The sequence below is a fragment of the Streptomyces sp. NPDC058335 genome (genome assembly GCF_042723915.1).
GTDB lineage: Bacteria > Actinomycetota > Actinomycetes > Streptomycetales > Streptomycetaceae > Streptomyces.
This window is the reverse complement of the sequence record NZ_JBHXHX010000034.1, coordinates 1-21,802: the sequence shown is the minus strand read 5'-3', so window position 1 is coordinate 21,802 and position 21,802 is coordinate 1. Positions and strand designations below refer to the sequence as shown.

20 protein-coding genes and 3 pseudogenes are annotated in these 21,802 nt (G+C 71.3%); 16 read left to right on the top strand and 7 right to left on the bottom strand.

The window, feature by feature from the left end; translation table 11 throughout:
- Positions 1–3: 3 nt before the first annotated feature.
- The 4 genes from sufC to ACFWJX_RS39075 are packed head-to-tail and all read left to right on the top strand — an operon-like array spanning position 4 to position 2,831.
- Positions 4–768 (top strand): Fe-S cluster assembly ATPase SufC, encoded by a 765-nt coding sequence (gene sufC, locus ACFWJX_RS39090; RefSeq protein ID WP_073494520.1) that lies wholly within the window; start codon positions 4–6, stop codon positions 766–768.
- Positions 765–2,021, top strand: a complete 1,257-nt coding sequence (locus tag ACFWJX_RS39085; RefSeq protein WP_383251635.1) for a cysteine desulfurase — start codon at positions 765–767, stop codon at positions 2,019–2,021. Before sufC ends, ACFWJX_RS39085 begins: the two co-directional genes overlap by 4 nt.
- 16 nt (positions 2,022–2,037) lie before the next feature.
- Positions 2,038–2,502, top strand: coding sequence for a Fe-S cluster assembly sulfur transfer protein SufU (gene sufU, locus ACFWJX_RS39080; RefSeq protein WP_383251633.1), 465 nt, complete (start codon positions 2,038–2,040; stop codon positions 2,500–2,502).
- Positions 2,499–2,831: a metal-sulfur cluster assembly factor gene (locus ACFWJX_RS39075; protein ID WP_037743875.1), complete on the top strand. Its 333-nt coding sequence runs from the start codon at positions 2,499–2,501 to the stop codon at positions 2,829–2,831. Before sufU ends, ACFWJX_RS39075 begins: the two co-directional genes overlap by 4 nt.
- Before the next feature lie 65 nt (positions 2,832–2,896).
- On the opposite strand, the gene ACFWJX_RS39070 is transcribed toward ACFWJX_RS39075, so the two are convergent.
- A complete protein-coding gene (locus ACFWJX_RS39070) occupies positions 2,897–3,733 on the bottom strand; it encodes an AbfB domain-containing protein (RefSeq protein WP_383251631.1) in 837 nt (278 codons plus the stop codon).
- Between the two features lie 466 nt (positions 3,734–4,199).
- Between ACFWJX_RS39070 and dapD the strand changes: the two genes are divergently transcribed.
- On the top strand, positions 4,200–5,183 hold the full coding sequence (dapD, locus tag ACFWJX_RS39065; RefSeq protein WP_383251630.1) for a 2,3,4,5-tetrahydropyridine-2,6-dicarboxylate N-succinyltransferase: 984 nt from the start codon (positions 4,200–4,202) through the stop codon (positions 5,181–5,183).
- A 9-nt stretch (positions 5,184–5,192) separates the two neighbouring features.
- Here dapD and ACFWJX_RS39060 read toward each other — a convergent pair.
- Positions 5,193–5,737, bottom strand: a pseudogene (locus tag ACFWJX_RS39060) (hypothetical protein).
- A gap of 138 nt (positions 5,738–5,875) precedes the next feature.
- On the opposite strand from ACFWJX_RS39060, the gene ACFWJX_RS39055 reads away from it, so the two are divergent.
- Together ACFWJX_RS39055 and ACFWJX_RS39050 are read left to right on the top strand one after the other, a co-directional pair.
- Positions 5,876–6,433 (top strand): SigE family RNA polymerase sigma factor, encoded by a 558-nt coding sequence (locus tag ACFWJX_RS39055; RefSeq protein ID WP_383251627.1) that lies wholly within the window; start codon positions 5,876–5,878, stop codon positions 6,431–6,433.
- Positions 6,430–7,677, top strand: coding sequence for a YncE family protein (locus ACFWJX_RS39050; protein WP_383251625.1), 1,248 nt, complete (start codon positions 6,430–6,432; stop codon positions 7,675–7,677). The genes ACFWJX_RS39055 and ACFWJX_RS39050 overlap by 4 nt, the downstream gene beginning before the upstream one ends.
- Here the strand turns inward: ACFWJX_RS39050 and dapA are convergent, their stop codons facing one another.
- Positions 7,678–8,580, bottom strand: a complete 903-nt coding sequence (gene dapA / locus ACFWJX_RS39045) for a 4-hydroxy-tetrahydrodipicolinate synthase (RefSeq protein WP_383251622.1) — start codon at positions 8,578–8,580, stop codon at positions 7,678–7,680.
- 163 nt (positions 8,581–8,743) lie between these two features.
- Here dapA and ACFWJX_RS39040 point away from each other — a divergent pair, with 163 nt between their 5' ends.
- The 4 genes from ACFWJX_RS39040 (at position 8,744) to ACFWJX_RS39025 (ending at position 11,317) form a co-directional block, all read left to right on the top strand.
- A complete protein-coding gene (locus ACFWJX_RS39040; protein WP_383251620.1) occupies positions 8,744–9,163 on the top strand; it encodes a phage holin family protein in 420 nt (139 codons plus the stop codon).
- The gene (locus ACFWJX_RS39035; protein ID WP_383251618.1) at positions 9,160–9,696 is read left to right on the top strand and encodes a DUF3618 domain-containing protein; all 537 of its coding nucleotides are present in this window, start codon (positions 9,160–9,162) and stop codon (positions 9,694–9,696) included. The genes ACFWJX_RS39040 and ACFWJX_RS39035 overlap by 4 nt, the downstream gene beginning before the upstream one ends.
- Before the next feature lie 235 nt (positions 9,697–9,931).
- Positions 9,932–10,564 (top strand): ArsR/SmtB family transcription factor, encoded by a 633-nt coding sequence (locus ACFWJX_RS39030; protein ID WP_383251616.1) that lies wholly within the window; start codon positions 9,932–9,934, stop codon positions 10,562–10,564.
- A 9-nt stretch (positions 10,565–10,573) separates the two neighbouring features.
- Entirely contained in the window at positions 10,574–11,317 is a 744-nt protein-coding gene (locus ACFWJX_RS39025) for an SRPBCC domain-containing protein (RefSeq protein ID WP_383251614.1), read from the top strand.
- A 15-nt stretch (positions 11,318–11,332) separates the two neighbouring features.
- On the opposite strand, the gene ACFWJX_RS39020 is transcribed toward ACFWJX_RS39025, so the two are convergent.
- Positions 11,333–13,159 carry an endonuclease/exonuclease/phosphatase family protein gene (locus ACFWJX_RS39020; RefSeq protein WP_383251612.1) on the bottom strand — a complete coding sequence of 609 codons (1,827 nt, stop codon included), beginning with the start codon at positions 13,157–13,159 and terminating at the stop codon, positions 11,333–11,335.
- 250 nt (positions 13,160–13,409) lie between these two features.
- On the opposite strand from ACFWJX_RS39020, the gene ACFWJX_RS39015 reads away from it, so the two are divergent.
- The 5 genes from ACFWJX_RS39015 to ACFWJX_RS38995 all read left to right on the top strand — a co-directional run bounded on the left by ACFWJX_RS39015 (position 13,410) and on the right by ACFWJX_RS38995 (position 19,066).
- Positions 13,410–14,834: a hypothetical protein gene (locus ACFWJX_RS39015; RefSeq protein ID WP_383251610.1), complete on the top strand. Its 1,425-nt coding sequence runs from the start codon at positions 13,410–13,412 to the stop codon at positions 14,832–14,834.
- Between the two features lie 207 nt (positions 14,835–15,041).
- Entirely contained in the window at positions 15,042–16,505 is a 1,464-nt protein-coding gene (locus ACFWJX_RS39010) for an alkaline phosphatase PhoX (protein ID WP_383251606.1), read from the top strand.
- A gap of 191 nt (positions 16,506–16,696) precedes the next feature.
- Positions 16,697–17,347, top strand: coding sequence for a GntR family transcriptional regulator (locus ACFWJX_RS39005; RefSeq protein WP_383251604.1), 651 nt, complete (start codon positions 16,697–16,699; stop codon positions 17,345–17,347).
- Between the two features lie 19 nt (positions 17,348–17,366).
- Complete coding sequence (locus tag ACFWJX_RS39000; RefSeq protein ID WP_383251602.1) at positions 17,367–18,383, top strand: 1-aminocyclopropane-1-carboxylate deaminase; 1,017 nt, start codon at positions 17,367–17,369, stop codon at positions 18,381–18,383.
- Positions 18,384–18,493: 110 nt separating this feature from the next.
- On the top strand, positions 18,494–19,066 hold the full coding sequence (locus ACFWJX_RS38995) for a TetR/AcrR family transcriptional regulator (RefSeq protein ID WP_383251600.1): 573 nt from the start codon (positions 18,494–18,496) through the stop codon (positions 19,064–19,066).
- 97 nt (positions 19,067–19,163) lie between these two features.
- On the opposite strand, the gene ACFWJX_RS38990 is transcribed toward ACFWJX_RS38995, so the two are convergent.
- From ACFWJX_RS38990 to ACFWJX_RS38980, 3 genes and pseudogenes are all read right to left on the bottom strand, one after another.
- Complete coding sequence (locus ACFWJX_RS38990) at positions 19,164–20,360, bottom strand: TerD family protein (RefSeq protein WP_383251682.1); 1,197 nt, start codon at positions 20,358–20,360, stop codon at positions 19,164–19,166.
- A gap of 121 nt (positions 20,361–20,481) precedes the next feature.
- Positions 20,482–20,694: pseudogene (locus tag ACFWJX_RS38985) on the bottom strand (sugar ABC transporter substrate-binding protein); the annotation flags it as partial.
- A 112-nt stretch (positions 20,695–20,806) separates the two neighbouring features.
- Positions 20,807–21,621: pseudogene (locus ACFWJX_RS38980) on the bottom strand (DeoR/GlpR family DNA-binding transcription regulator).
- Positions 21,622–21,802 lie beyond the last annotated feature (181 nt).

The following is a 21,802-nucleotide window of genomic DNA, read 5'->3' as shown; positions in this document are numbered from 1 at the left end:
CCCATGGCAACGCTTGAAATCCGAGACCTGCACGTCACCGTCGAGGCCGACAACGCCACGAAGGAGATCCTCAAGGGTGTCGACCTGACCGTGAAGCAGGGCGAGACGCACGCCATCATGGGCCCCAACGGCTCGGGCAAGTCCACCCTCGCCTACTCGCTCGCGGGTCACCCGAAGTACACGATCACCGGGGGCACCGTCACCCTCGACGGCGAGGACGTCCTGGAGATGTCCGTCGACGAGCGTGCCCGCGCCGGCCTGTTCCTCGCGATGCAGTACCCGGTCGAGGTCCCCGGCGTCTCGGTCTCCAACTTCCTGCGCACCTCCGCCACCGCCATCCGCGGCGAGGCCCCCAAGCTGCGTACCTGGGTGAAGGAGGTCCGTGAGGCCATGGAGCGCCTCAACATGGACCCGGCCTTCGCCGAGCGCAACGTCAACGAGGGCTTCTCCGGCGGTGAGAAGAAGCGCCACGAGATCCTTCAGCTGGAGCTGCTCAGGCCGAAGGTCGCGATCCTCGACGAGACGGACTCCGGCCTGGACGTCGACGCCCTGCGGGTCGTCTCCGAAGGCGTGAACCGGGTCCGCGAGACCGGCGAGGTCGGCACCCTGCTGATCACGCACTACACGCGCATCCTGCGCTACATCAAGCCCGACTACGTCCACGTCTTCTCCGCGGGCCGGATCGTCGAGTCCGGCGGCGCCGAGCTGGCCGACAAGCTGGAGAACGAGGGCTACGAGGTTTACACGAAGGGTGGGGCATCAGCGTGACACAGCTGCCGGGCCTCCTCGACACCGAGGCGATCCGCAAGGACTTCCCGATCCTGGACCGCATGGTCCACGACGACCGGAAGCTCGTGTACCTGGACAACGCGGCGACCTCGCAGAAGCCGCGCCAGGTGCTGGACGCCCTGAACGAGTACTACGAGCGGTACAACGCCAACGTCCACCGCGGTGTGCATGTGCTCGCCGAGGAGGCCACGGCACTGTACGAGGGTGCGCGTGACAAGGTCGCGGAGTTCATCAACGCGCCCAGTCGCGACGAGGTCATCTTCACCAAGAACGCCTCGGAGTCGCTGAACCTGGTCGCGAACATGCTGGGCTGGGCCGACGAGCCCTACCGCGTGGACGCCGAGACCGAGATCGTCATCACGGAGATGGAGCACCACTCCAACATCGTGCCGTGGCAGCTGCTGTCGCAGCGCACGGGCGCGAAGCTGAAGTGGTTCGGCCTCACCGACGACGGCCGCCTCGACCTGTCCAACATCGACGAGATCATCACCGAGAAGACGAAGATCGTCTCCTTCGTTCTGGTGTCGAACATCCTGGGCACGGTCAACCCGGTCGAGGCGATAGTGCGCCGCGCACAGGAGGTCGGCGCACTGGTGTGCATCGACGCCTCGCAGGCCGCGCCGCACATGCCCATGGACGTACAGGCACTCCAGGCCGACTTCGTGGCCTTCACCGGCCACAAGATGTGCGGTCCGACCGGCATCGGCGTCCTCTGGGGCCGCCAGGAGCTGCTGGAGGACCTGCCCCCGTTCCTGGGCGGCGGCGAGATGATCGAGACGGTGTCGATGCACTCCTCGACCTACGCGCCCGCTCCCCACAAGTTCGAGGCGGGCACCCCGCCGATCGCGCAGGCGGTCGGTCTGGGCGCGGCGATCGACTACCTGTCCGCGATCGGCATGGACAAGATCCTGGCCCATGAGCACGCGATCACCGAGTACGCGGTGAAGCGGCTCGGCGAGGTCCCCGGCCTGCGGATCATCGGTCCGGCCACGGCCGAGGACCGCGGCGCCGCGATCTCCTTCACGCTCGGCGACATCCACCCGCACGACGTGGGCCAGGTCCTCGACGAGCAGGGCATCGCGGTCCGCGTGGGTCATCACTGCGCACGCCCGGTCTGCCTGCGGTACGGAATTCCCGCGACCACGCGAGCGTCGTTCTATCTGTACTCCACGCCGGCCGAGATCGACGCTCTGGTCGACGGGCTGGAGCACGTACGGAACTTCTTCGGCTGAGGGGCTGGCTGGAATCGTGAAGCTGGATTCGATGTACCAGGAAGTCATCCTGGACCACTACAAGCACCCGCACGGGCGTGGTCTGCGCGATGGCGACGCCGAGGTGCACCACGTGAACCCGACCTGCGGTGACGAGATCACGCTGCGGGTGAAGTACGACGGCACCACGATCGAGGACGTCTCGTACGAGGGCCAGGGCTGCTCGATCAGCCAGGCCTCGGCCTCCGTGCTGAACGACCTGCTGGTCGGCAAGGACCTGGCCGACGCGCAGAAGATCCAGGAGACCTTCCTGGTGCTGATGCAGTCCAAGGGCCGGGTCGAGCCGGACGACGCGATGGAGGAGGTGCTGGAGGACGCGGTCGCGTTCGCCGGTGTCTCCAAGTACCCGGCACGGGTCAAGTGCGCCCTCCTGAGCTGGATGGCGTGGAAGGACGCGACGGCCCAGGCTCTGGGCGCCGACGCCGAAAGGAAGACGGCATGAGCGAGACCGTTGAGATGAAGCCGGCCTCCGAGGAAGAACTCCGCGAGGCGCTGTACGACGTCGTCGACCCCGAACTGGGCATCGACGTCGTCAACCTCGGGCTGATCTACGGCATCCACATCGACGACGCGAACATCGCGACGATCGACATGACCCTGACCTCCGCGGCCTGTCCGCTGACGGACGTCATCGAGGATCAGGCGAAGTCCGCCACGGACGGCCTGGTCAACGAGTTGCGCATCAACTGGGTCTGGATGCCGCCGTGGGGCCCGGACAAGATCACGGACGACGGCCGCGAGCAGCTTCGCGCGCTCGGCTTCAACGTCTGAGGTCCCACAGCACAAGAACGGCGGCGTCCGCGAGGACGCCGCCGTTCTGTCTGTCCGTACGTCTCCTAGGCCAGCCCTTCCACCAGCCGGAAGGCGGAGTCGGAGGCATACTGCCCGCCGTACTGATACCGCTCCAGCTTCACCTGGAAGCTCTGGTGGCGCAGGAAGTACCCCGGATAGTTCACCGACTCCAGCATGACCGCACCGTAGTGGGAGGCGCGGGCGCAGAAGGTGGCGTCCTGCCGGAACAGTGAGGAGCCGTCGTCGCGTTCGGCGCGCAGGACGAAGTCGCGGTGGCGCAGATAGGTCCCGTCGGATGCGCGGAACGAATGACACGAGCCGCCGGCAAGGCCCTTGACCACGGCGAACGTGGCGTCCTCACGGAACTCGGACCCCCCGGCCGCCTCCAGCCGCACCTGCCCGCCGCCCACCCGCCAGTAACGGTCCGGGTAGTTGACGGACTGCACCGACCGCCGCACGACCACCGGCTTCGGACCGGAACCGCCCCCGGCAGCCGGGACCGACGGGGAAGGCGAAGTCGAAACCGACGCGGAGGAACCGCCGTTCGGCGAGGGAGAAGCGGAAGCGGAGGCCGAAGCGGACGGGGAAGCACTCCCCTTCGTGGCCGAAGCCGAGGGCGACCCGCTCACCGTGGGTGAGGCGAACGAGATGAGCCCCGACGAGGTCTCCTTGTCGGAGGTGGTCCGCCCGTCCCCGGCAGCTGACTTCTTGTCAGAGGGCCCGTCGGTGAGGGAGACGGTGGCGACGCAGGCCACGACGGTGGCGACGGCGAGGACGCCGGCCAGCCAGAGTCGTCGTGTTCCGGGTGCCCGGGTGGTGTCCGGGGCCCAGCCGTTCTCCCAGGGACGCTCCTGGGAAGGCTGGGACTCGTTGTCTGGCATGCGCTGTTCCTCCAGAGGCGCCCGAGCGGGCGACCACGGCTGCGATGGCCGGGTGTGTGAACGGTGAAACAGTAGTGGAACGAGTGACTCCCGAGCAGCCGTTTCAGTGAGCGGTTTCTATAACGGTTCCCGAGTACCGGGGACGACGAGGATCGGCCGGAAGCGCGCCGTTCCCGAGTACTGGCGGAGAGCCGCGACGCACCGGGAGCGGGCCGTGGCGGTGCGTCGAAAGCCCGTCGCGTAGCCCGTCTCTCGTAGAACGTGAAAGGGACGGCGGTACGCCCAACTGGCGACGGGCTCGACGCACCGGCCCCGACCCCACCCACTCGCAGCCCGCCCCACGACCTGCACCCGCCAGTGACGGGCCCCGCACCAGCACCGCCCGCCCCCACCAGCCCGCGCCCGCCACCTGAGACACCGCCCCTCGGGTTAGCCTCCACCCGCCCCCGCCGGTTAGGTTTCCCTCATGACCGACACGACTCGCACCACCGGCGCCGCGGCCGCCGGCCTCGCCACCCTCGCCGCCGACGGCACCGTTCTCGACACCTGGTTCCCCGCCCCCCGGCTCACCGACGAGCCCGGCCCGTCCGGCACCGAGCGCCTCTCCGCCGAGAAGGCCGTGGAACTGCTCGGCGAGGGAGCGGCCAAGGCGATCGGCCCGGACGCCCGCCGGGGCGTGGAAGTGGTCGCGGTCCGCACGGTCATCAGCTCCCTCGACGACAAGCCGATCGACACGCACGACACCTACCTGCGCCTGCACCTGCTCTCCCACCGCCTGGTCAAGCCGCACGGCCAGAGCCTGGAGGGCATCTTCGGCCTGCTCGCCAACGTCGCGTGGACGTCCCTCGGCCCGGTCGCCGTGGACGACATCGAGACGGTCCGGCTGAACGCCCGCGCCGAGGGCCTGCACCTCCAGGTGACGTCGGTCGACAAGTTCCCGCGCATGACGGACTACGTGGCCCCGAAGGGCGTTCGCATCGCCGACGCGGACCGCGTCCGCCTGGGCGCGCACCTCGCCGAGGGCACGACGGTCATGCACGAGGGCTTCGTGAACTTCAACGCCGGCACGCTCGGCACGTCGATGGTCGAGGGCCGTATCTCCGCGGGCGTCGTCGTGGGCGACGGCTCGGACATCGGCGGCGGCGCCTCCACGATGGGCACGCTCTCCGGCGGCGGCAACGTGATCATCGCCATCGGCGAGCGCTGCCTGATCGGCGCCGAGGCCGGCGTCGGCATCGCCCTCGGGGACGAGTGCGTGGTGGAGGCCGGCCTCTACGTCACCGCCGGCACCCGCGTGACGATGCCCGACGGCCAGATCGTCAAGGCCCGCGAACTCTCCGGCGCCTCCAACATCCTGTTCCGCCGCAACTCGGTGACCGGCACGGTGGAGGCCCGCCCGAACAACGCCGTGTGGGGCGGCCTGAACGAGATCCTGCACAGCCACAACTGACATCCGGCGTCACGGTGAGCGCCCTTCCGCCGAGTGCGGGAGGGCGCTTGCCCATGTCCGCAGCGTCGTCGCGAACTCCGCCGGGGTCGTGAGGTCCTCCTCGCGCAGGCCGAGTCGGGGTTGACGTCGTGGAGGAGGGCGGGGGACGGGTGGTGGCCGGTGACGTAGGTGGTGTCGGCCGGGCTCTGTTCGTCGTCGACCCAGGCGAAGGGGCGGCCTTCGGCGTACGTCACGATGGCCTCCGTCCTCCAGCGGATTCCGTCGGGGCGGTGGACGAGCAGGGAGTCGCCGAAGTCGACGTAGGGCAGCGGAGGGAGGCCGATGACCGGGGCGATCCAGCGGTTGGCCGCGTGCATCCAGGTCGTCGCCCAGCACAGGTCGTAGGGGAGCGCGAGCAGGGCCGGGCCGTGGGACGGGTTGAGCCACACGCGCAGAGGGTGGCCCGGGTGCAGGGTCGCCCTGATCGTCGTGTACCCCTCGGGGCGGCGGTGGGCCCTTGCCGCGTACGGGTTGAGGGGGCCGTCGCCGTCGAGGAAGAGGAGCGGGGCGCTCACTGGGTCACCGTACGGGAGGGGTTCCGACGGGGCGGTGGAGTTTTCTCGTACGCGCAGACATAGCGGGGTGCGGTCCCGCGCGTCACAAGGGGCACAGGGGGCGGCCATCGGGTCCGCCCCGGGGGAGAGAAGGTGACGATGGATGCCGAAGCGCAGGACAGCTTCCGTGAGTTCGTGGAACACCGGTCGTCCGCGCTGCTGAAGACGGCCGTGCTGCTCAGCGGCGGGGACCGGCACACCGCCGAGGACCTGCTGCAGAACGCGCTGATCAAGATGGCTGGCCGCTGGCACCGCATCGACGAACCCGAGGCGTACGTACGGCAGATTCTCTACCGGCAGCAGATCAGCCGCTGGCGGTTGAAGTGGCCCAGACGTGAGCTGAGTGTCGCCGAGCCGCCGGAGGGGCGGGCGGACGCGGACGCCTCGTCCGCCGCCGAGCTGCGTCTCGTGATGCGCGGCGCGCTCGCCCGGCTCACCGCCCGGCAGCGCACCGTGCTCGTGCTGCGCTACTTCGAGGACCTGCCCGAAGCCGAAGTGGCCCGCATCCTGGGCTGCTCCGTCGGCACCGTACGGTCCACCGCCCACCGCTCGCTCGCCCGGCTGCGCACCCTCGCGCCCGAGCTGGCCGCCCTGAGTGGCGGGGAGGCCCGGCAGCCGCCGGCTCATGACTACACACCCGTGGAGGTACGTCCGTGAACGTCGAGGAACTGGTGCGTGCCTCCCTGCGGGAGCTGGCCGTCGAAGAGGCCTCGGTGGGCCCGGGGTTCACCGACCGGGTGCTGGCCGTCCGCCGGCGCCGCCGCACCCACAGGCTCGTGTCCGTCGCCGCCGCCACCGCGGCCGTGGTGGCCGTCTCGGTGGCGGTGCCGATGCTGAACGAAGGACGCGACGACGTACGCCCCGCGAGTGTCACGCAGGGGGACGGGATCAGCGCCCACCCCGACCAGTCGCCGCCGAGCGGCCTGATCGCGGCCGGACGGTCCGCGCTCGCCGCGTACTACACGACGGCGCTCGTGGCGAAGAACAAGAAGGAGGCGACCTTCGAGCGGACCTACTGGCTGCTCGATCCCGACACCGGCAAGTACAAGAAGGACACCCGGTGGTCCTTCGTCGCCGTCGCACCGGGTCTGAGGACCGCCGCCGTGCTGGAGCGGACCCTGCCCGCCGCCCGGATCGGGCTGCTCGACCTCGCGACGGGGGAGGTCGAGCGGTGGATCCCGGTCGGGAAGGGGGTCGCCGGGCTGGCGTTCTCGAACGACGGGACCGAGCTGGTCGCTACGACGTACTCCGAGCACCCCGACCCGCTCGAGAAGCTCAAGAACGCCGAGGAGAGCGAGGGCGAGTGGACGTCCATGCACAGGGTGAGCCGGACCGGGTTCCTCCTCCTGGACCTGGCCGAGAGGGGCGGGGGTATCTGGCACCGGGTCCCGGGTTCCTCCGCGGGTGGCCGCGCCGACTTCGCCTTCACTCGTGACGACAAGCACCTGTTCGCGGCCGGCGGAGGTCTCAGCACCCTCATCCGGCCGAAGTTCTACGACCTGTCGGGCAAGGAGACCGCCGCACCCGCGAACGAAAAGCACCTGCGATGGGATGTGCCCGCGCGGCTGTCCCCGAACGGCAAGCTGGCCGCCCTCGGTCTGGCAGAGGAGGTCGAGCAGCCCGATCCGGGGCACAGCACCATGGCCGGCAAGTCGTACTCCTTCATCAAGGATCCCCTCACCGGCGAGGAGATCACCAAGGTCCGCGGCGACGAACTGCTCGCCTGGGTCGACGACCAGCGGCTCATCGCCTGGGAGCGGACCACCGGTAAGGATGAGACGTACAAGGACCGGCTCGTGCTGGTCACGATCGGCAGCGACAAGGTCGTACCGCTGAGCGGAGTCCGCGAGCATCCGGAGACCGACCGGGCGCCGTGGGAGCCGGTCTTCGCCGAGCGCTGATCAGCCGGCCGTCAGCTCCTCGTAGGCCGCCCGCAGCCCGTCGACCGTCCCCCGGCCGGCGGGCAGCAGCGGTGCGCGGACCGGGCCCGCGGGCAGGCCCAGTTCGTTGAGGAGGGCCTTCACGGTGACCGTACCGGGCAGGCCCTCCGACATCGTCAACGCGATGAGGGGCGTGGCGCGTTGTTGGAGGCGGGCCGCCCTCGTCGTGTCGCCCATGTCGAACAGGTCGAGGACTGAGCGGAGTTGAGCGGGGACGAGGTTCGCGACAGTGCTCACATATCCCGCGCCGCCCACCGCGTACAGCGCGAGATTGTGTTCGTCACAGCCCGCGTAGTACGCCAACTCCGTGCGGGAGATGACCTTCTGGGCGCCGAGGAAGTCGTAGGAGCAGTCCTTCACCGCCACGATCCGGGGGTGTTCGGCGAGACGGATCAGGGTGTTGGGTTCGATACGGGTGCCGGTGCGGCCCGGGATGTCGTAGAGCGTGATCGGCAGGCCGGTGGAGTCTGCGATCTGGCGGAAGTGCGCCTCGATCGCCTCCTGCGGGGGCCGGCTGTAGTAGGGGCTGACCACCAGCACCCCGTCGGCGCCCGCCTTCTCGGCCGCGAGGGCGAGTTCGACGGTGTGCCGGGTGTCGGCGGTGCCCACGCCCGCCACCAGCGGGACCCGGTCCCCGACCGCCGACCGCACGGCCCGCACCAGCTCCGCCTTCTCGGCGTCGGTGGTGGTCGGCGACTCGCCCGTCGTGCCGGACAGTACGAGCCCGTCGCAGCCCTCCGCCACCAGATGGGCGGCGAGCCGCCCGGCACCGTCGAGGTCGAGCGCGCCCGACGCGGTGAAGGGCGTGACCATCGCACAGAGGGCGCGGCCGAAGGGAGGGGCGGGGCAGGGAGCGTTCGTCATGGAAGCAGTCTCGGCACCACGATCGTGAAGCTCCACTTAAATCTTCTACGAGGTACGGATAAGGGATGCTGCGGAGTCGGGGACGGCTGCCCCTCCGCGCCGCAGGGGTAGCCGTCGGCCGCGCGGGTACCCGGGTGGTCGGATCCGAGAGGAGGCGGAACACGTGACAGGCACCATGGAGACCCGGCCCGTCCATGACGGGCACCGTACGGTCGGAGAACTCGTCGGTCAGGCGAGCGAACAGCTCTCCCGGCTCGTCCGGCAGGAGATGGCCCTCGCCAAGGAGGAGCTGGCGGAGAAGGGACGCCGCGCCGGCCGCGGCGGCGGCATGCTCGGGGCCGCGGGCGCGTTCGCGTACGCCGGTCTGCTCGCCCTCGCCGGCACGGGCGTCGCCGCCCTCTCGCTGGTGCTGCCGGTCTGGGCAGCGGCACTCATCGTGACGGCGGTGCTGTTCGTGATCGCCGCCGTGCTGGCCGCGACCGGCCGCGGTCAGCTGCGGCGGGCCACGCCACCCAAGCCCGAGGCGGCTCTGGGCAGCGTCAAGGCGGACGTCGAGGAGATCAGGGAAAGGGCGCACCGATGACGGACAGGGCAGCCGCGGACGGTGCCGCGGAGCTGCGCAAGCAGATAGCACAGACGAGGAGCCAGCTCGGCAGCACGGTCGAGGAGCTGGCGGCGAAGACGGACCTCCGCGGCCGGGCCAAGGCCCGCGCGGCCGATCTCAAGGACCGCGCCGGCGCGATGACGGTCCAGCTCCGCAGCTCGGCGGCCCAGGCGGGCCACACGGTCCAGGAACGGGCCGGCCGCGCGGGCCACACGGTCCAGGAGAAGGCGAAGGGCGCCGGGCACACCGTGCAGGAGAAGGCGGCCCATGCCGGGCACACGTCCCGGAGCCGGGTGAAGGGCGGGCGGCACGACCGCCAGGCCGGCGGCGCCCACGTCGTGACGGGCGTGGAGGACACCGCGTCCCGCGCGGAGCGCACCGTCCCGGCGCCGCTGCGCGCACCGGTCGGGTTCGCGAGGCGGCACCCTCGGCCGGTGATGATCGTGGCCGCGGCGGGCGCGGTGATCGTGGCCGCCGGATTGCTCGGCCGCCGCCGCACCTCGCGCTGCTAGGCGACAGTCGTCTCCCGGCGGTTGAGAGACGGCGGCCGAGCGACGACAACGGGCGCGAACGACAACCGCGCGAAGGCAGAGCCGGACCCGGCACCCCCACTGCGGGTGCCGGGTCCTTCGCTTGTCCGGACGCCCGTCCACCCGTCCGTCCGTCTGCCCGTCCGTGCGCCACGGATGGCTCACCGAACACTCAATCCGTCTGGACAAAAAAAGTGTTCGGTGCGAGGGTGGACACATGCTGGACGTCACCGTGATCGAGGACCCCGCGGCCGCAGCCGCCTCCCTGGACCCCGTACGGGCCCGGCTGCTGGCGGAGCTGGCGGCCGGACCCGCGTCGGCCGCGATGCTCGCGGGCAGGGTCGGGCTGCCGCGGCAGAAGGTGAACTACCACCTGAAGGCGCTGGAGCGGCACGGCCTGGTCGAGCTGGCCGGCGAGCGCCGCAAGGGAAACGTCACCGAGCGGCTGATGCGCGCCACCGCCGCCTCGTACGTGATCTCGCCACTCGCCCTGGCCGGCGTGCAGCCGGACCCGGACCGCTTCCGGGACCAGCTCTCCGCGCGCTGGCTGCTCGCGCTCGGCGCCCGCCTGGTGCGGGACGTCGGCTCGCTGATCACCGGCGCCGCGAAGGCCGACCAGCGGCTGGCGACGTACGCGCTGGACGGCGAGGTCCGTTTCGCCTCCGCCGCCGACCGGGCCGCGTTCGTCCAGGAGCTGACGGCGGGTGTCGCCGCGCTCGTACGCAAGTACGACGCCCCCGACGCCGAGAACGGCCGCGACCACCGGATCGTCGTCGCCGTCCACCCCAGGCTCAAGGCACAGCCCGAGGTCACGGCAGAGCCCGAGACCACCCCGGAACTGGAGAAGTAGGAGTCCGCCATGTCGCAGGACAGGGAATTCGAGATCATCCGCGAGTTCGAGGTCGACGCCACCCCGGAGGAGGTGTGGGAGGCGGTCACGAACGGCACCGGCGGATACCTGTGGCCGATGGACCCGCCCGAGCCGCGGGTCGGCGGCGCGGCGGCCTTCGGCTCCACGGTCACCGCCTGGGACCCGCCGCACCACCTCACCATCCGCAGCGAGGACGTCGGGATGCCGGTCCAGAGCGTCAACCAGCTGGAACACGTCATCGAGTCGCGGGACGGCGGCCGCCGCGCCTGGGTGCGGTACGTGCACAGCGGCATCCTCACCGACGACTGGGACAACCAGTACGACGGCGCCGACAAGCACACCGACTTCTACATGCACACGCTGCGCGAGTACCTGACGCACTTCGCGCCGCGCCCGGTGGCCTTCACGACCTTCGACGGACCCGAGGCGTCCAAGGCCCCCGACGCGTTCGACGCCGTGGGCCGGGCGCTCGGCCTGGCCGACGGTGCCGCCGCCGGTGAGCGGGTGCGGGCCCACGGCCCCGAGGGCCAACCCGTCGACGCCGTACTGGACTTCCGCAACCCCTACTTCATCGGGCTGCGCACGGACGAGGCCCTCATCCGCTTCTTCGGCCGCAACCACTGGGGTGCGCCGGTCGGCATCGGCGTCCACGACTTCGCCCCGGACGCCGATGCCAAGGCCGACGAACTGGCCTGGCAGGGCTGGCTGAACGGCGTGTTCAGCCGGCCCTGAGCCGCGATCGCGCGGTTACGGCTTGAACCGCAGCACCTGCGGGTCGTGGTCGCTGATCTGGTCGTTGAACTCCGAGTTGACGTGCACGCTGTCGTACTCGAAGTCGCAGCCGCGCCGGATCGACGGGCTGATCAGGATCTGGTCGAGGACCTGGCTGTTGCCCTGGTAGACGTACGAGTAACGCTCGCTCCTGGGCAGCGACTTGACCGCCGACCACAGCTCGCCGTCGCCCTCGAGGAGCTTCGTCGTCCCGGAGAACTCGAAGTCGTTGATGTCGCCGAGCGCGATGACGGCGGCGTTCTTCTGGGTGTCGAGAATGTCCTTGACGAAGGCGTTGACCAGCGTCGCCTGCTCGTGGCGCTGGGTCTCCGAGCTGCGCGCGACCGGCTGGTACTGCGCGGTCAGCCCCTGGTCGCCGCCCTTGGAGTTGAAGTGGTTGGCGATCACGAAGACCGTACGGCCACGGAAGACGAACTCGCCGACCAGCGGCTTGCGGCTGGACTTCCAGGCCGCGTTCGCCGGGTCGATCCGGCCGGGGGAGACGGTCAGGGCCGCTCTGCCGCGCACCTCGGTGACGCCGGCCGCCGTGGTGGCGTCGCCGCCCGCGCGGTCGGTGAAGGAGACGCGCTCCGGGTTGAACAGGAACACCTGGCGGATGTTTCCGCCCGGCTCACCGCCGTCGGTGTTGTTCGCCGGGTCGATCGAGCGCCAGTCGTAGCGGGGACCGCCCGCCGCGACGATCGCGTCGATCAGCTTGGCCACCGTCAGGTCGGCGGCCACCGTGCCGTCGTTCGTCGCGCCGTTGTCGTCCTGGATCTCCTCGAGGGACACCACGTCGGGCGACTTGAGGTTGTTCACGATCGCGGCGGCGTGGGCGTCGAACGTGGCGTCGGACGGGTCGAGGTTCTCGACGTTGTACGTCGCGACCGCCAGCTCGCCGTTCTTCTGCTTCTCCGTCGTCTCCCGCTCCACACCGGCGCTCTTGAGCGCGCCGATCTGGTTGGCGACGACGGTGTAACCGCCGAACTGGTTGTAGTCCAGCGGGCCCGCCGTGGTGCCGGTCAGCTTGTCGCCGACGTTCGCCGCCGGGAAGTCGGCGACCTTGCCGAGCGACTGGATCTGGAGCCGGCCGGTGTTCTGGGCGTCGTAGGAGCCGTAGACCGTGCCGCCGCGGCGGTTGCGGTTCTCCCAAGGCTTCACCGTGACCCACAGCTCGGTGTACGGATCGGAGGCGCCGACCACGCGGACGTCGGAGACCTGGACGTTCATGCCCTCCAGGGACTCGTAGAGGTCCAGGGCGTAGGTGCCGGGCCGCAGGGTGAGGGCGTTGACCGAGTTGTTCGCGGCGGGGTCGCCGGCCGGGGCGTACGCGGCCGGCACCGACTTGGCGTCGACGACCGTCGCGGCCGGGACCGCGTTGCCGCTGGAGACCACGGTCACCGTCGGGCGGACGATCTCGGTCACGGCCTGGTTGCCGGACGACGTACCGCCCGGGACGTACTCCGAGATCGTGCCGGAGACGGTGACGGCGTCTCCGACGGCGACCTTCGGGACCGAGCTGGTGAAGACGAAGACGCCCTCACTGGTGGCCGGGTCGGCGTCAGGGTTCGGATCCTGGATCCAGAAGCCTCTGGAGGAGCCGTAGGTGCGCACGCCGGTGACGATTCCGGTCACGTCCGTGACCTGCTTGCCGGCGTACGGCGAGATGCGGGTGGTGCCCTGGATGTCGTGGATGCGCACCGAGTCCGCGTGCGCGGGCGAGGCGACGACGACGGCCGACGCGGCCGAGCAGACGGCGGCGACGGTGAGCGCGGCGAGGCGCGCGGAAGACCTGCTAGGCAAGGGGTTCCCTCCGGGGACGTACATGAGCGCCGGGACGAGGGTGAGACGTGGGGCGCGGATGACGCGCGTAGAAACCAGTGAACACCTGTCCCCCCAACTTCTACGCGCGTCAATCTCCTGCCTGCCCAGCCCAGTTGTCAAGGTTTCAGCCATGTACGAGACCTGGCCGGGAGATGAACCGGGCGGCATGGGTCCAAACCCGTCTAGGCTGAGTGACTGAGTGGCACCACGCGTCCGAGGAGAACAGCCGATGTCAGACAGCTCCCCCCTGCCGCCGGCGCGGCTGCACCCCGAAGCGGAGCTGGCGCGCGACGCGCTGTCCACGCCGTTGCTCTCCCGGGCCGCCCGCCTCGCCCGCTGGGCCGGACCCGACACCCGCGTCGACGCCGGCGGCGGACTCGTCGACGAGCAGCTGCCGGCCGCCGCCGAACTGCTCGAACTCACCGGCGACGACGCGGCCGCCCACGCCAGCGAGGCCTGGCGGGTCGCCGTGGACGCCGGACTCGTCGAGGTCACCGACGAGGAGGCCGGCACCGTCACCGCGGGCGAGGACCTCCCCCTGCTCACCGGCGGCTCCCCGCACGACGTCCTCGCCGTCTGGCTCGCCGCCCTGGAGGCCGTCCTCGCCGACGCGACCGTGCCCGACCTCGACGAGCTGGTCGACGCCATGGACGAGGGCGGCGAGATCGACTTCTCCAAGCTGGACTGGGACCCCGAGGGCGAGGCCGCCTTCCTCGACGGCGTGCTCGGCAACCTCTACCTGCTCACCGTCACCGAGGACGGCCCCGGCGACGGCCCCGTCCCGCTGCCCGCCCTCGCCGCCTCCATGATCGTCCCCGGCGACCTGGGCGAGCCCACCAACGACATGCTGGAGCAGATCTCCGACGCCATGATGCGTCTCGACGACCAGTTCCGGCTCCTGGAACCGATCGGACTGGTCGCCTACCAGCCCGTCGACGAGGCCCTCATGGGCGACCCCGAAGAGGAACCCGCCGCCCCCCTCGACGAGACCGACGTCTCCCGCTACGGCATGGTCCGCCTCACCCCGCTCGGCCTCTACGGGCTCCGCACCCGCCTCCTGGAGGCCGGCTTCGGCGCACCCGCCGTCGGCGACCTCGTCGACAAGGGCGCCGACGCCCTCCTCGACGGCAGCTCCGGCTACGGACCGCTCGCCGCCCGCGCCGAGACCGAACAGTGGCTGGACCGGCGCGAACCCCTCGCCGCCGCCCGCGAGCTGCTCGCCGCCGCCCGCGGCTCGGACGAGGGCGCGCCGCTGCGCCGGCTGCGCTGCCAGCAGGCCCTGTCCCTCGTCGGCGCGCAGGCCGAACCCGCCGTACGGGACGTCCTCGACGACCCCGAACTCGGCGGGCTCGCCCGGGTCTGGCTGAGCGAGCTGGGCGCCGCCGACGTACCGCCGCCCTCCGAGGACCTGGTCTACTGGCTCACCATCGACACCCTCGCCGCCCAACTGGCCGCCGAGGGCAACTCCGAGGAACTCCAGGCCCTCCTCGAGGGACTCGCGCAGCAGCACAGCGGCTTCTTCGCGGCGGCCTGGCGGGTCGGGCACCCGGCCACCGCCGACGTTCTGGAGGCCATGGGACGCCTGCACCCGGACAAGCGGATCGCCAAGGAGGCCCGCAAGGCCGCGTTCAAGGCGCGCTCGCAGCAGGCGTGACGAGACCGGAGAGTCGTGCGGGTGGGTTCGGGCCGGGTACGCGGTTCCTCGCGCCCTCGGGTTCGTGACGCCGGCGTGCGCGGGTAGTTTGCCGGGCGCCTGACCGGGCGCCGCCCGGTGTTCAGCCGGTGTTCAGGGGCGAGGGGGACGGTTGCGCCGACCGAGGTCCGCCACCCTCCACGGCACACCAGCGTCTCAGGAGACAACATGTCGCTCACCCGCAGGGACTTCGCCAGAAAATCCGCGGTAACCGGTGCCGGTGTCGCGCTGGCGGGCAGCGTCGGCGCGCTCGCCAGCGCGCCGAACGCCCTCGCGTCCACGGACACCGAGACGGCGGACACCGGCAGCGAGCGGCAGGGCCCGGCGGCCCACCACGGCGGAGTCGGCTACGGACCGCTCCTCCCCGACCCGGACGGCATCCTCGCGCTGCCCGCCGGCTTCGACTACCGGATCATCACCTACAGCGGGAGGACCAGGCTGGAGTCGGGCGAGTCCACCCCGTCCAACCACGACGGCACGGCCGCCTTCGACGGCCCGCGCGGCACCACCCTCCTCGTCAACAACCACGAGCTGAAGGGCCCGCGCGCCAACTGGAAGTACCCCGTGCCGCTCACCGAGGGCCTCGTCTACGACCCGGCCGCCTCGGGCGGCTGCACGGTCGTCGAGGTCCGCCCCGGCGGCCAGGTCGCCGAGTGGGTCGGTATCGCCGGCACCTCCACCAACTGCGCGGGCGGCAGCACCCCGTGGGGCACCTGGCTGACCTGCGAGGAGAACTCCGACCGGGCCGGCGTCAACGGCATGACCAAGGACCACGGCTACGTCTTCGAGGTGGACCCCCGCGACCGGCGCGCCAACCGGGACCCCAAGCCTCTGAAGTTCTTCGGCCGTTACGACCACGAGGCCGTCGTCATCGACCCCAGGCGCGGCCACGCCTACCTCACCGAGGACGCCTCCAACCCCAACGGCCTGTTCTTCCGCTGGACCCCGCCGCGCGGCTTCGAGCACGGCCGCGGCAGGTTCCGCGCCCTCGCCGACGACGCCGGCGTCCTCCAGGCCCCCAAGTGCTTCGACTCCGGCGGCCAGTTCGTCGACGACCTCTCCCGCGCCACCCGGACCGGCACGGTGTACGGCGTCGACTGGGTGGACGTACCCGACCGCGACGCCAAGACGGTCGCCGTGCGCAAGCAGTTCGCCGCCGGCGAGATCACCCGCGCCCGCAAGCTGGAAGGCATGTGGTGGGGCGACGGCGGCGCGTACCTCGTCTCCTCGTACGCCCGTGCCGAGAGCCCCGTCCAGCACGACGGCCAGGTCTGGTTCTACGACCCCAAGCGCCGCACCCTCACCCTGAAGGTGCTCCTCGGCGTCAACCCCGACCCCTCGGCCGACGGCGCCTTCGACGGCCCCGACAACATCACCGTCTCCCCCTACGGCGGCCTGGTCCTCGCCGAGGACGGCGAGGGCGTCTCCCACCTGCTCGGCGCCACCGACAGCGGACGCACCTACCCGATCGCCCGCAACGACCTGAACGTCGGAACCGAGGAGGAGCCCGAGTACAGCGAGTTCGCCGGCGTCACCTTCTCCCCCGACGGCAGGACCCTGTTCGCCAACATCCAGGACCCGGGCATCCTGCTGGCGATCACGGGGCCCTGGAAGCGGCAGAAGCGCGGCTGACCAGCCGGTCAATCGGCTCGCACCCACTTCGGAGGGCTCTCGGACGCGGCATTCCGCATGGTTCCGCTGCTGGAAGCGGCCCGAGACGCCGACTGGCCGTGGGCTGTCCGACCCCCGCGGAACCCGGAGGCCCGCACCTCGGTGGTGCGGGCCTCTTCTCTTTCCGCTCACTGACATCTAACATTTCAGTTGTGGAGCCTCTACGACCCGTGCCCCGCACCCTTCTCAGGGAGCGGGCGTACGCAGCGATCCGGGACGCCATCGTGGCCGGGGAGATCGAGCCCGGCGCGGTGGTGCGTGACGCCGATCTCGCGGAGCGGCTCGGGCTGTCCCGGGCGCCGGTGCGGGAGGCGTTCGCGCGGCTCGTGGACGAAGGGCTGCTGGAGAGCAAGCCGCAGAGCTACACGCGGGTGACTCCGGTCGTCGCCGGTGACGTACGGGACGCGGCTGCCGTGGTCGGCGCCATGCACGAACTGGTCACCCGCGCGGCGGTGCCCCGGCTGTTCGCGGCGGACGTCGAGGGGATGCGCGCCGCCAACGAGCGGTTCGGCGCCGCCGTGGACGCCGGTGACGTGGAGGGCGCCCTGCGCGCGGACGACGAGCTGCACGACGTTCTCGTCCGGGTGAGCGGCAACCGCGCGGCCGCCGCCACCGTCACGCGTTACACCCCGCTCATCCGGCGGCTGGAGCGACGGCGCTTCGGCGAGGGCGGCACCTGCCGTTCGGCCGGGCTGCACGACCGGCTGATCGCCGCCTGCGCGGCCGGTGACGTGGACGAGGCGGTCCACGTCACGGCGGAGATCTGGCGCACCCTCGCCGATCTCGCCGACTCCGACGACTGACCCTGCCTCGGGAGGCGCCATGTCCCTGTCCTCGTACGAGCGTTACCCCCTTCTCTTCGGTCCGTCCCCCGTGCATCCGCTGCACCGGCTGACGGAGCACCTCGGCGGCGCCGCCCTGTGGGCAAAACGGGAGGACTGCAACTCCGGTGTCGCGTACGGCGGGAACAAGACGCGCAAGCTGGAGTACCTGGTCGCCGACGCCCTCGCCCAGGGCTGCGACACCCTGGTGTCGATCGGCGGGGTGCAGTCCAACCACACCCGTCAGGTGGCGGCCTGTGCGGCCCGCGCCGGGCTCAGGTGCGTGCTGGTGCAGGAGAGTTGGGTGGAATGGCCCGACTCCGTGTACGACAAGGTCGGCAACATCCTGATCAGCCGGCTCGCGGGGGCCGACGTCCGGCTGGTGCGGGCCGGGTTCGGCATCGGCTTCAAGGAGAGCTGGGAGCTGGCCCTGCGCGAGGTCGAGGAGTCCGGCGGCAAGCCGTACGCCATCCCGGCCGGGGCCTCCGACCATCCGCTCGGCGGGCTGGGCTTCGCCGGCTGGGCGTACGAGGTCGCCGAGCAGGAGCGGGAGCTGGGCGTCTTCTTCGACACCGTGATCGTGTGCTCGGTGACCGGGTCGACACAGGCCGGCATGGTCGCCGGGTTCGCGGCGCTGGAGGAGGCGGGCGGACGGCCCCGGCGCGTCATCGGCGTCGACGCCTCGGCCAAGCCCGCCGAGACCCGGACGCAGATCGCCCGGATCGCCCAGCGCACCGGGCAGCTCATCGGCGTCAAACGCGAGTTGACCGAGTCGGACGTCGAACTGGACGAGCGGTACCACGCCGGTGTCTACGGCGTCCCCGACGAGGTCACCCTGGAGGCGATGCGGCTGGCCGCGCGGACCGAGGGCATGGTCACCGACCCCGTCTACGAGGGGAAGTCCATGGCTGGACTCGTCGACCTGGTCGCGCGCGGTGAGATCGGCCGCGACTCCACCGTGCTCTACGCCCACCTGGGCGGCCAGCCGGCGCTCAACGCGTACAGCGCGCTGTTCTGACACGGCCGTGGTCCGAGATCGCGTCCGTTGTGTGGACGCCGCCGTCCGACCCGCTCTCATCCGGCCTCGCTAAAGTACGGAGAGAGCCCCGGTGCGCGAGGAGTAGGTGGATGACGCGGGTCAAGCCCATGCGTGCGGACGCTCGCCGCAACTACGAGCGGTTGCTGAAGGCGGCGGCGGAGGCCTTCGCCGAGCACGGGGAGGGCGCGTCCCTCGACGACATCGCCAAGCGGGCGGGTGTCGGATCCGGCACGCTCTACCGGCACTTCCCCACGCGTCAGGCGCTGCTGGAGGCCGCGTACGTCGACCGGATCGAGGCGTTCGCCGTGCGCGCCGACGAACTCGCCGCGCGGCTGCCGCCGGGCGAGGCGCTGGTGGAGTGGCTGAACGAACTGTGCGTCGGCACGATCCAGGTGCGCGGGATGAAGGCACTGATGGGGTCCGCCGTCACCGACGGCAGCATCGCCGCGGTCACCGCCTGCGGTACCACCGTGCAGGGCGCGGCGGCCCGGCTGGTGGAGGCGGCGCAGCGGGAGGGGACCCTGCGGGCGGACATCGAGCCCGTCGAGGTGCTGCGGCTGGCGCACGGGGTGTCGACGGCGGCGGAGCTGGCCAACGGGGACGGCAGCAGCATCCGCCGGTACGTGTCGCTGCTGACGGAGGGGCTCGGCCCCGCGCGGTGAGCCGTGAGGCGTGAGTGGTGGATGGTCGGCGGTGGGCGCCCCTGCCGGAGGGGCGCCCGCGCGCGTCGACGAGGGCCGGGCCGGCCCGGCCCGGGGGTCAGAGCGACTGCGCCGCCGGCTTCACCATGTTCCGTACCGTGCGGGCCTTCACGAAGTCGCCCATGGCCGTCATGTCCCACTCGCCGGTGAACTGGCGGATCAGCTTGGCCATCATCACGCCCGTCTGCGGCTCGGCGCTGGTCAGGTCGAAGCGGACCAGCTCCTCCCCGGTCGCCGCGTCCAGGAGCCGGCAGTAGGCCTTGGCGACCTCGGTGAACTTCTGACCCGAGAAGGAGTTGACGGTGAAGACCAGCCCGGTGACCTCCTGCGGGAGACGGCCCAGGTCGACGGTGATCACCTCGTCGTCGCCGCCGCCCTCACCGGTGAGGTTGTCGCCGGAGTGCTTGATCGCGCCGTTGACGATGGAGAGCTTGCCGAAGTAGCAGCTGTCGATGTGGTTGCGCTGAGGGCCGTAGGCGATGACGGAGGCGTCCAGGTCGATGTCCTTGCCGCGGTACGCCGGCTCCCAGCCGAGGCCCATCTTGACCTGCGAGAGCAGCGGGCTGCCGCCCTTCACCAGGGAGACGGTCTGGTTCTTCTGGAGGCTGACCCGGCCCTTGTCCAGGTTGACCTTCCCGGCGCCGGGGGCGGGCGGGGCCGGGGGAGCGGGCGGGGCGGCCATCGACGGGGCGGGCGGGGTGACCGGGGGCCGCATCGTGGGCATGGGCGGGGCGACCGGCTGGGCGGGGGCGGCCGCCGCGGGCTCCTCCACCGAGACGCCGAAGTCGGTGGCGATGCCGGCCAGGCCGTTGGCGTAGCCCTGGCCGACCGCGCGGGCCTTCCAGACGCCGTTGCGCAGGTAGATCTCGACGACCACCAGGGCCGTCTCGGCGCCCAGCTGCGGGGGTGTGAACGTGGCCAGGACGCTGTTGTCGTCCGCGCCGCGGATCGTGGCCGTCGGTTCGACGCCCTGGAAGGTCTGGCCCGCCGCGTCCGGGCTCGCGGTGACGACGATCTTCTCGATGCCCGGGGGCAGCGCCGAGGTGTCGACGATGATCGCGTCCGGGGCTGTGCCGGCGCCGGAGCGGTAGGTCACGCCGGGGCCGGTCGGCTGGTTGTAGAAGATGAAGTCGTCGTCGGAGCGCACCTTGCCGTCGGCGGTGAGCAGCAGGCCCGAAACGTCGAGGCGCACGGGGGCGGCGACGTCCACCGCCACGCGGGTGACGGGGAGAGGGATGTTCGAGCCGGGGGTCATAGCTGTCATGTCGGGTGAACGAGCGAGGCCGTTTTGCCGTTCCCTTACTTTCGGCATTCGGGTGGGGTGGGGGAGAGAAGGGGGTTTTCGCCCCCGCCGCCCCTTCCCGTCCCGTCCCATTGATGCCGGTGTCCTTGGTGAAGTGGGCGGCGGTGAGTTTCTGCAGCTCGGTCATCTGCGGGTTGTTGACCATGAGGACGTTGATGGAACTGCCGCCTGATCCGGCCCCGCCGGCTCCGGCCCAGCAGCCGGAGATCAGCGGGGCGAGCAGCGTCCCTGCGGCGGCCAGGGCGAGCGTGGCTCGCGGGGGCCGTCGTCGGCTCGGGGTTCGCATGGATCACTCCTGCACATATGGGGAGACGAAGGGCGTGAGGGGATAGGGGAGTGCCCCGGTGGGGTGGTGGGTGGGTTTTCCGGACGCAGGCCCGGAGGGGTGCGTTGGATTTTCAGACGCGGATGACCTGCGGTCCCAGCAGGGAGTAGCGGTGGGCCTCGGGGGCCGGCAGCAGGGTGCTCGTCACGATCGTCTCCAGCGTGCCGACCTCGGCGAACCGGCAGAAGCTGACCGCGCCGAACTTGGTGTGCACGCCGACGAACACCGTGCGCCGCGCGGCCCGCACCGCCTGTGCCTTGACCTCGCCGACGGCCGGGTCGGGGGTGGTCAGACCGTGTTCCCGGGAGATGCCGTTGGCGCCGATGCAGGCGAGGTCGACGACGAAGCCGGCGAGCATCTTCGTCGTCCAGTGGTCCACCGTCGCCAGGGTGCCGGCCCGGACCCGGCCGCCCAGCAGCAGGACGGAGATGGTGCCGGTCTCCGCAAGGGCGCCCGCGACCGGCAGGGACGCGGTGACCACGGTCAGCGGCCGGTCGCGGGGCAGTGCCCCGGCGATGAGCTGCGGGGTGAAGCCCTCGTCGACGAAGACCGTCTCGGCGTCCCCGAGGAGTCCGGCCGCCGCGGTGGCGATCCGGCGCTTCTCGGGCACGTGACTGGTGGCGCGGAAGGCGAGGGTCGTCTCGAAACCGGCGCTCTCCACGGGATACGCGCCGCCGTGCGTGCGCCGCACCAGGCCGTGGTCCTCAGGGCGCGCAGATCCCGCCGTACGGTCTCCTTGGCCACGCCCAGTTCCGTGGCGAGCGCGGCGACGTCGACCGAGCCGGTGGCGCGCGCGGCCCGCACGATCTCCCGCTGGCGCTCCTCCGCCGTCCTCGGGGTCAATGCCGTCACCTCGCTTCCTGCCCGTTCGGGCCCGGTGGGGCCCATGGAGGAAGTTCCACAGCGGGGTCCGGGCGGTGACAGGCCTGCCGCGGGCCCGATGCGGCCCGTCTGTGCCCGTTTCCCGAGGGTGGTGCCCGCCGCGGACCTGCACGGCTGCGGCACCGGGCCGCGGACCGGGCAGTGCGGATGCCCGGACACGGCGGCGGGGGGGGGGCGGGGGGGGGGG

Bases quoted from the DNA above. Each gene is read 5' to 3' on its own strand.
- sufC (WP_073494520.1), top strand. From the start codon at position 4: ATGGCAACGCTTGAAATCCGAGACCTGCACGTCACCGTCGAGGCCGAC.
- ACFWJX_RS39075 (WP_037743875.1), top strand. From the start codon at position 2,499: ATGAGCGAGACCGTTGAGATGAAGCCGGCCTCCGAGGAAGAACTCCGC.
- ACFWJX_RS39070 (WP_383251631.1), bottom strand. From the start codon at position 3,733: ATGCCAGACAACGAGTCCCAGCCTTCCCAGGAGCGTCCCTGGGAGAAC.
- dapD (WP_383251630.1), top strand. From the start codon at position 4,200: ATGACCGACACGACTCGCACCACCGGCGCCGCGGCCGCCGGCCTCGCC.
- ACFWJX_RS39055 (WP_383251627.1), top strand. From the start codon at position 5,876: ATGGATGCCGAAGCGCAGGACAGCTTCCGTGAGTTCGTGGAACACCGG.
- dapA (WP_383251622.1), bottom strand. From the start codon at position 8,580: ATGACGAACGCTCCCTGCCCCGCCCCTCCCTTCGGCCGCGCCCTCTGT.
- ACFWJX_RS39035 (WP_383251618.1), top strand. From the start codon at position 9,160: ATGACGGACAGGGCAGCCGCGGACGGTGCCGCGGAGCTGCGCAAGCAG.
- ACFWJX_RS39030 (WP_383251616.1), top strand. From the start codon at position 9,932: ATGCTGGACGTCACCGTGATCGAGGACCCCGCGGCCGCAGCCGCCTCC.
- ACFWJX_RS39025 (WP_383251614.1), top strand. From the start codon at position 10,574: ATGTCGCAGGACAGGGAATTCGAGATCATCCGCGAGTTCGAGGTCGAC.
- ACFWJX_RS39015 (WP_383251610.1), top strand. From the start codon at position 13,410: ATGTCAGACAGCTCCCCCCTGCCGCCGGCGCGGCTGCACCCCGAAGCG.
- ACFWJX_RS39010 (WP_383251606.1), top strand. From the start codon at position 15,042: ATGTCGCTCACCCGCAGGGACTTCGCCAGAAAATCCGCGGTAACCGGT.
- ACFWJX_RS39000 (WP_383251602.1), top strand. From the start codon at position 17,367: ATGTCCCTGTCCTCGTACGAGCGTTACCCCCTTCTCTTCGGTCCGTCC.
- ACFWJX_RS38995 (WP_383251600.1), top strand. From the start codon at position 18,494: ATGACGCGGGTCAAGCCCATGCGTGCGGACGCTCGCCGCAACTACGAG.
- ACFWJX_RS38990 (WP_383251682.1), bottom strand. From the start codon at position 20,360: ATGACCCCCGGCTCGAACATCCCTCTCCCCGTCACCCGCGTGGCGGTG.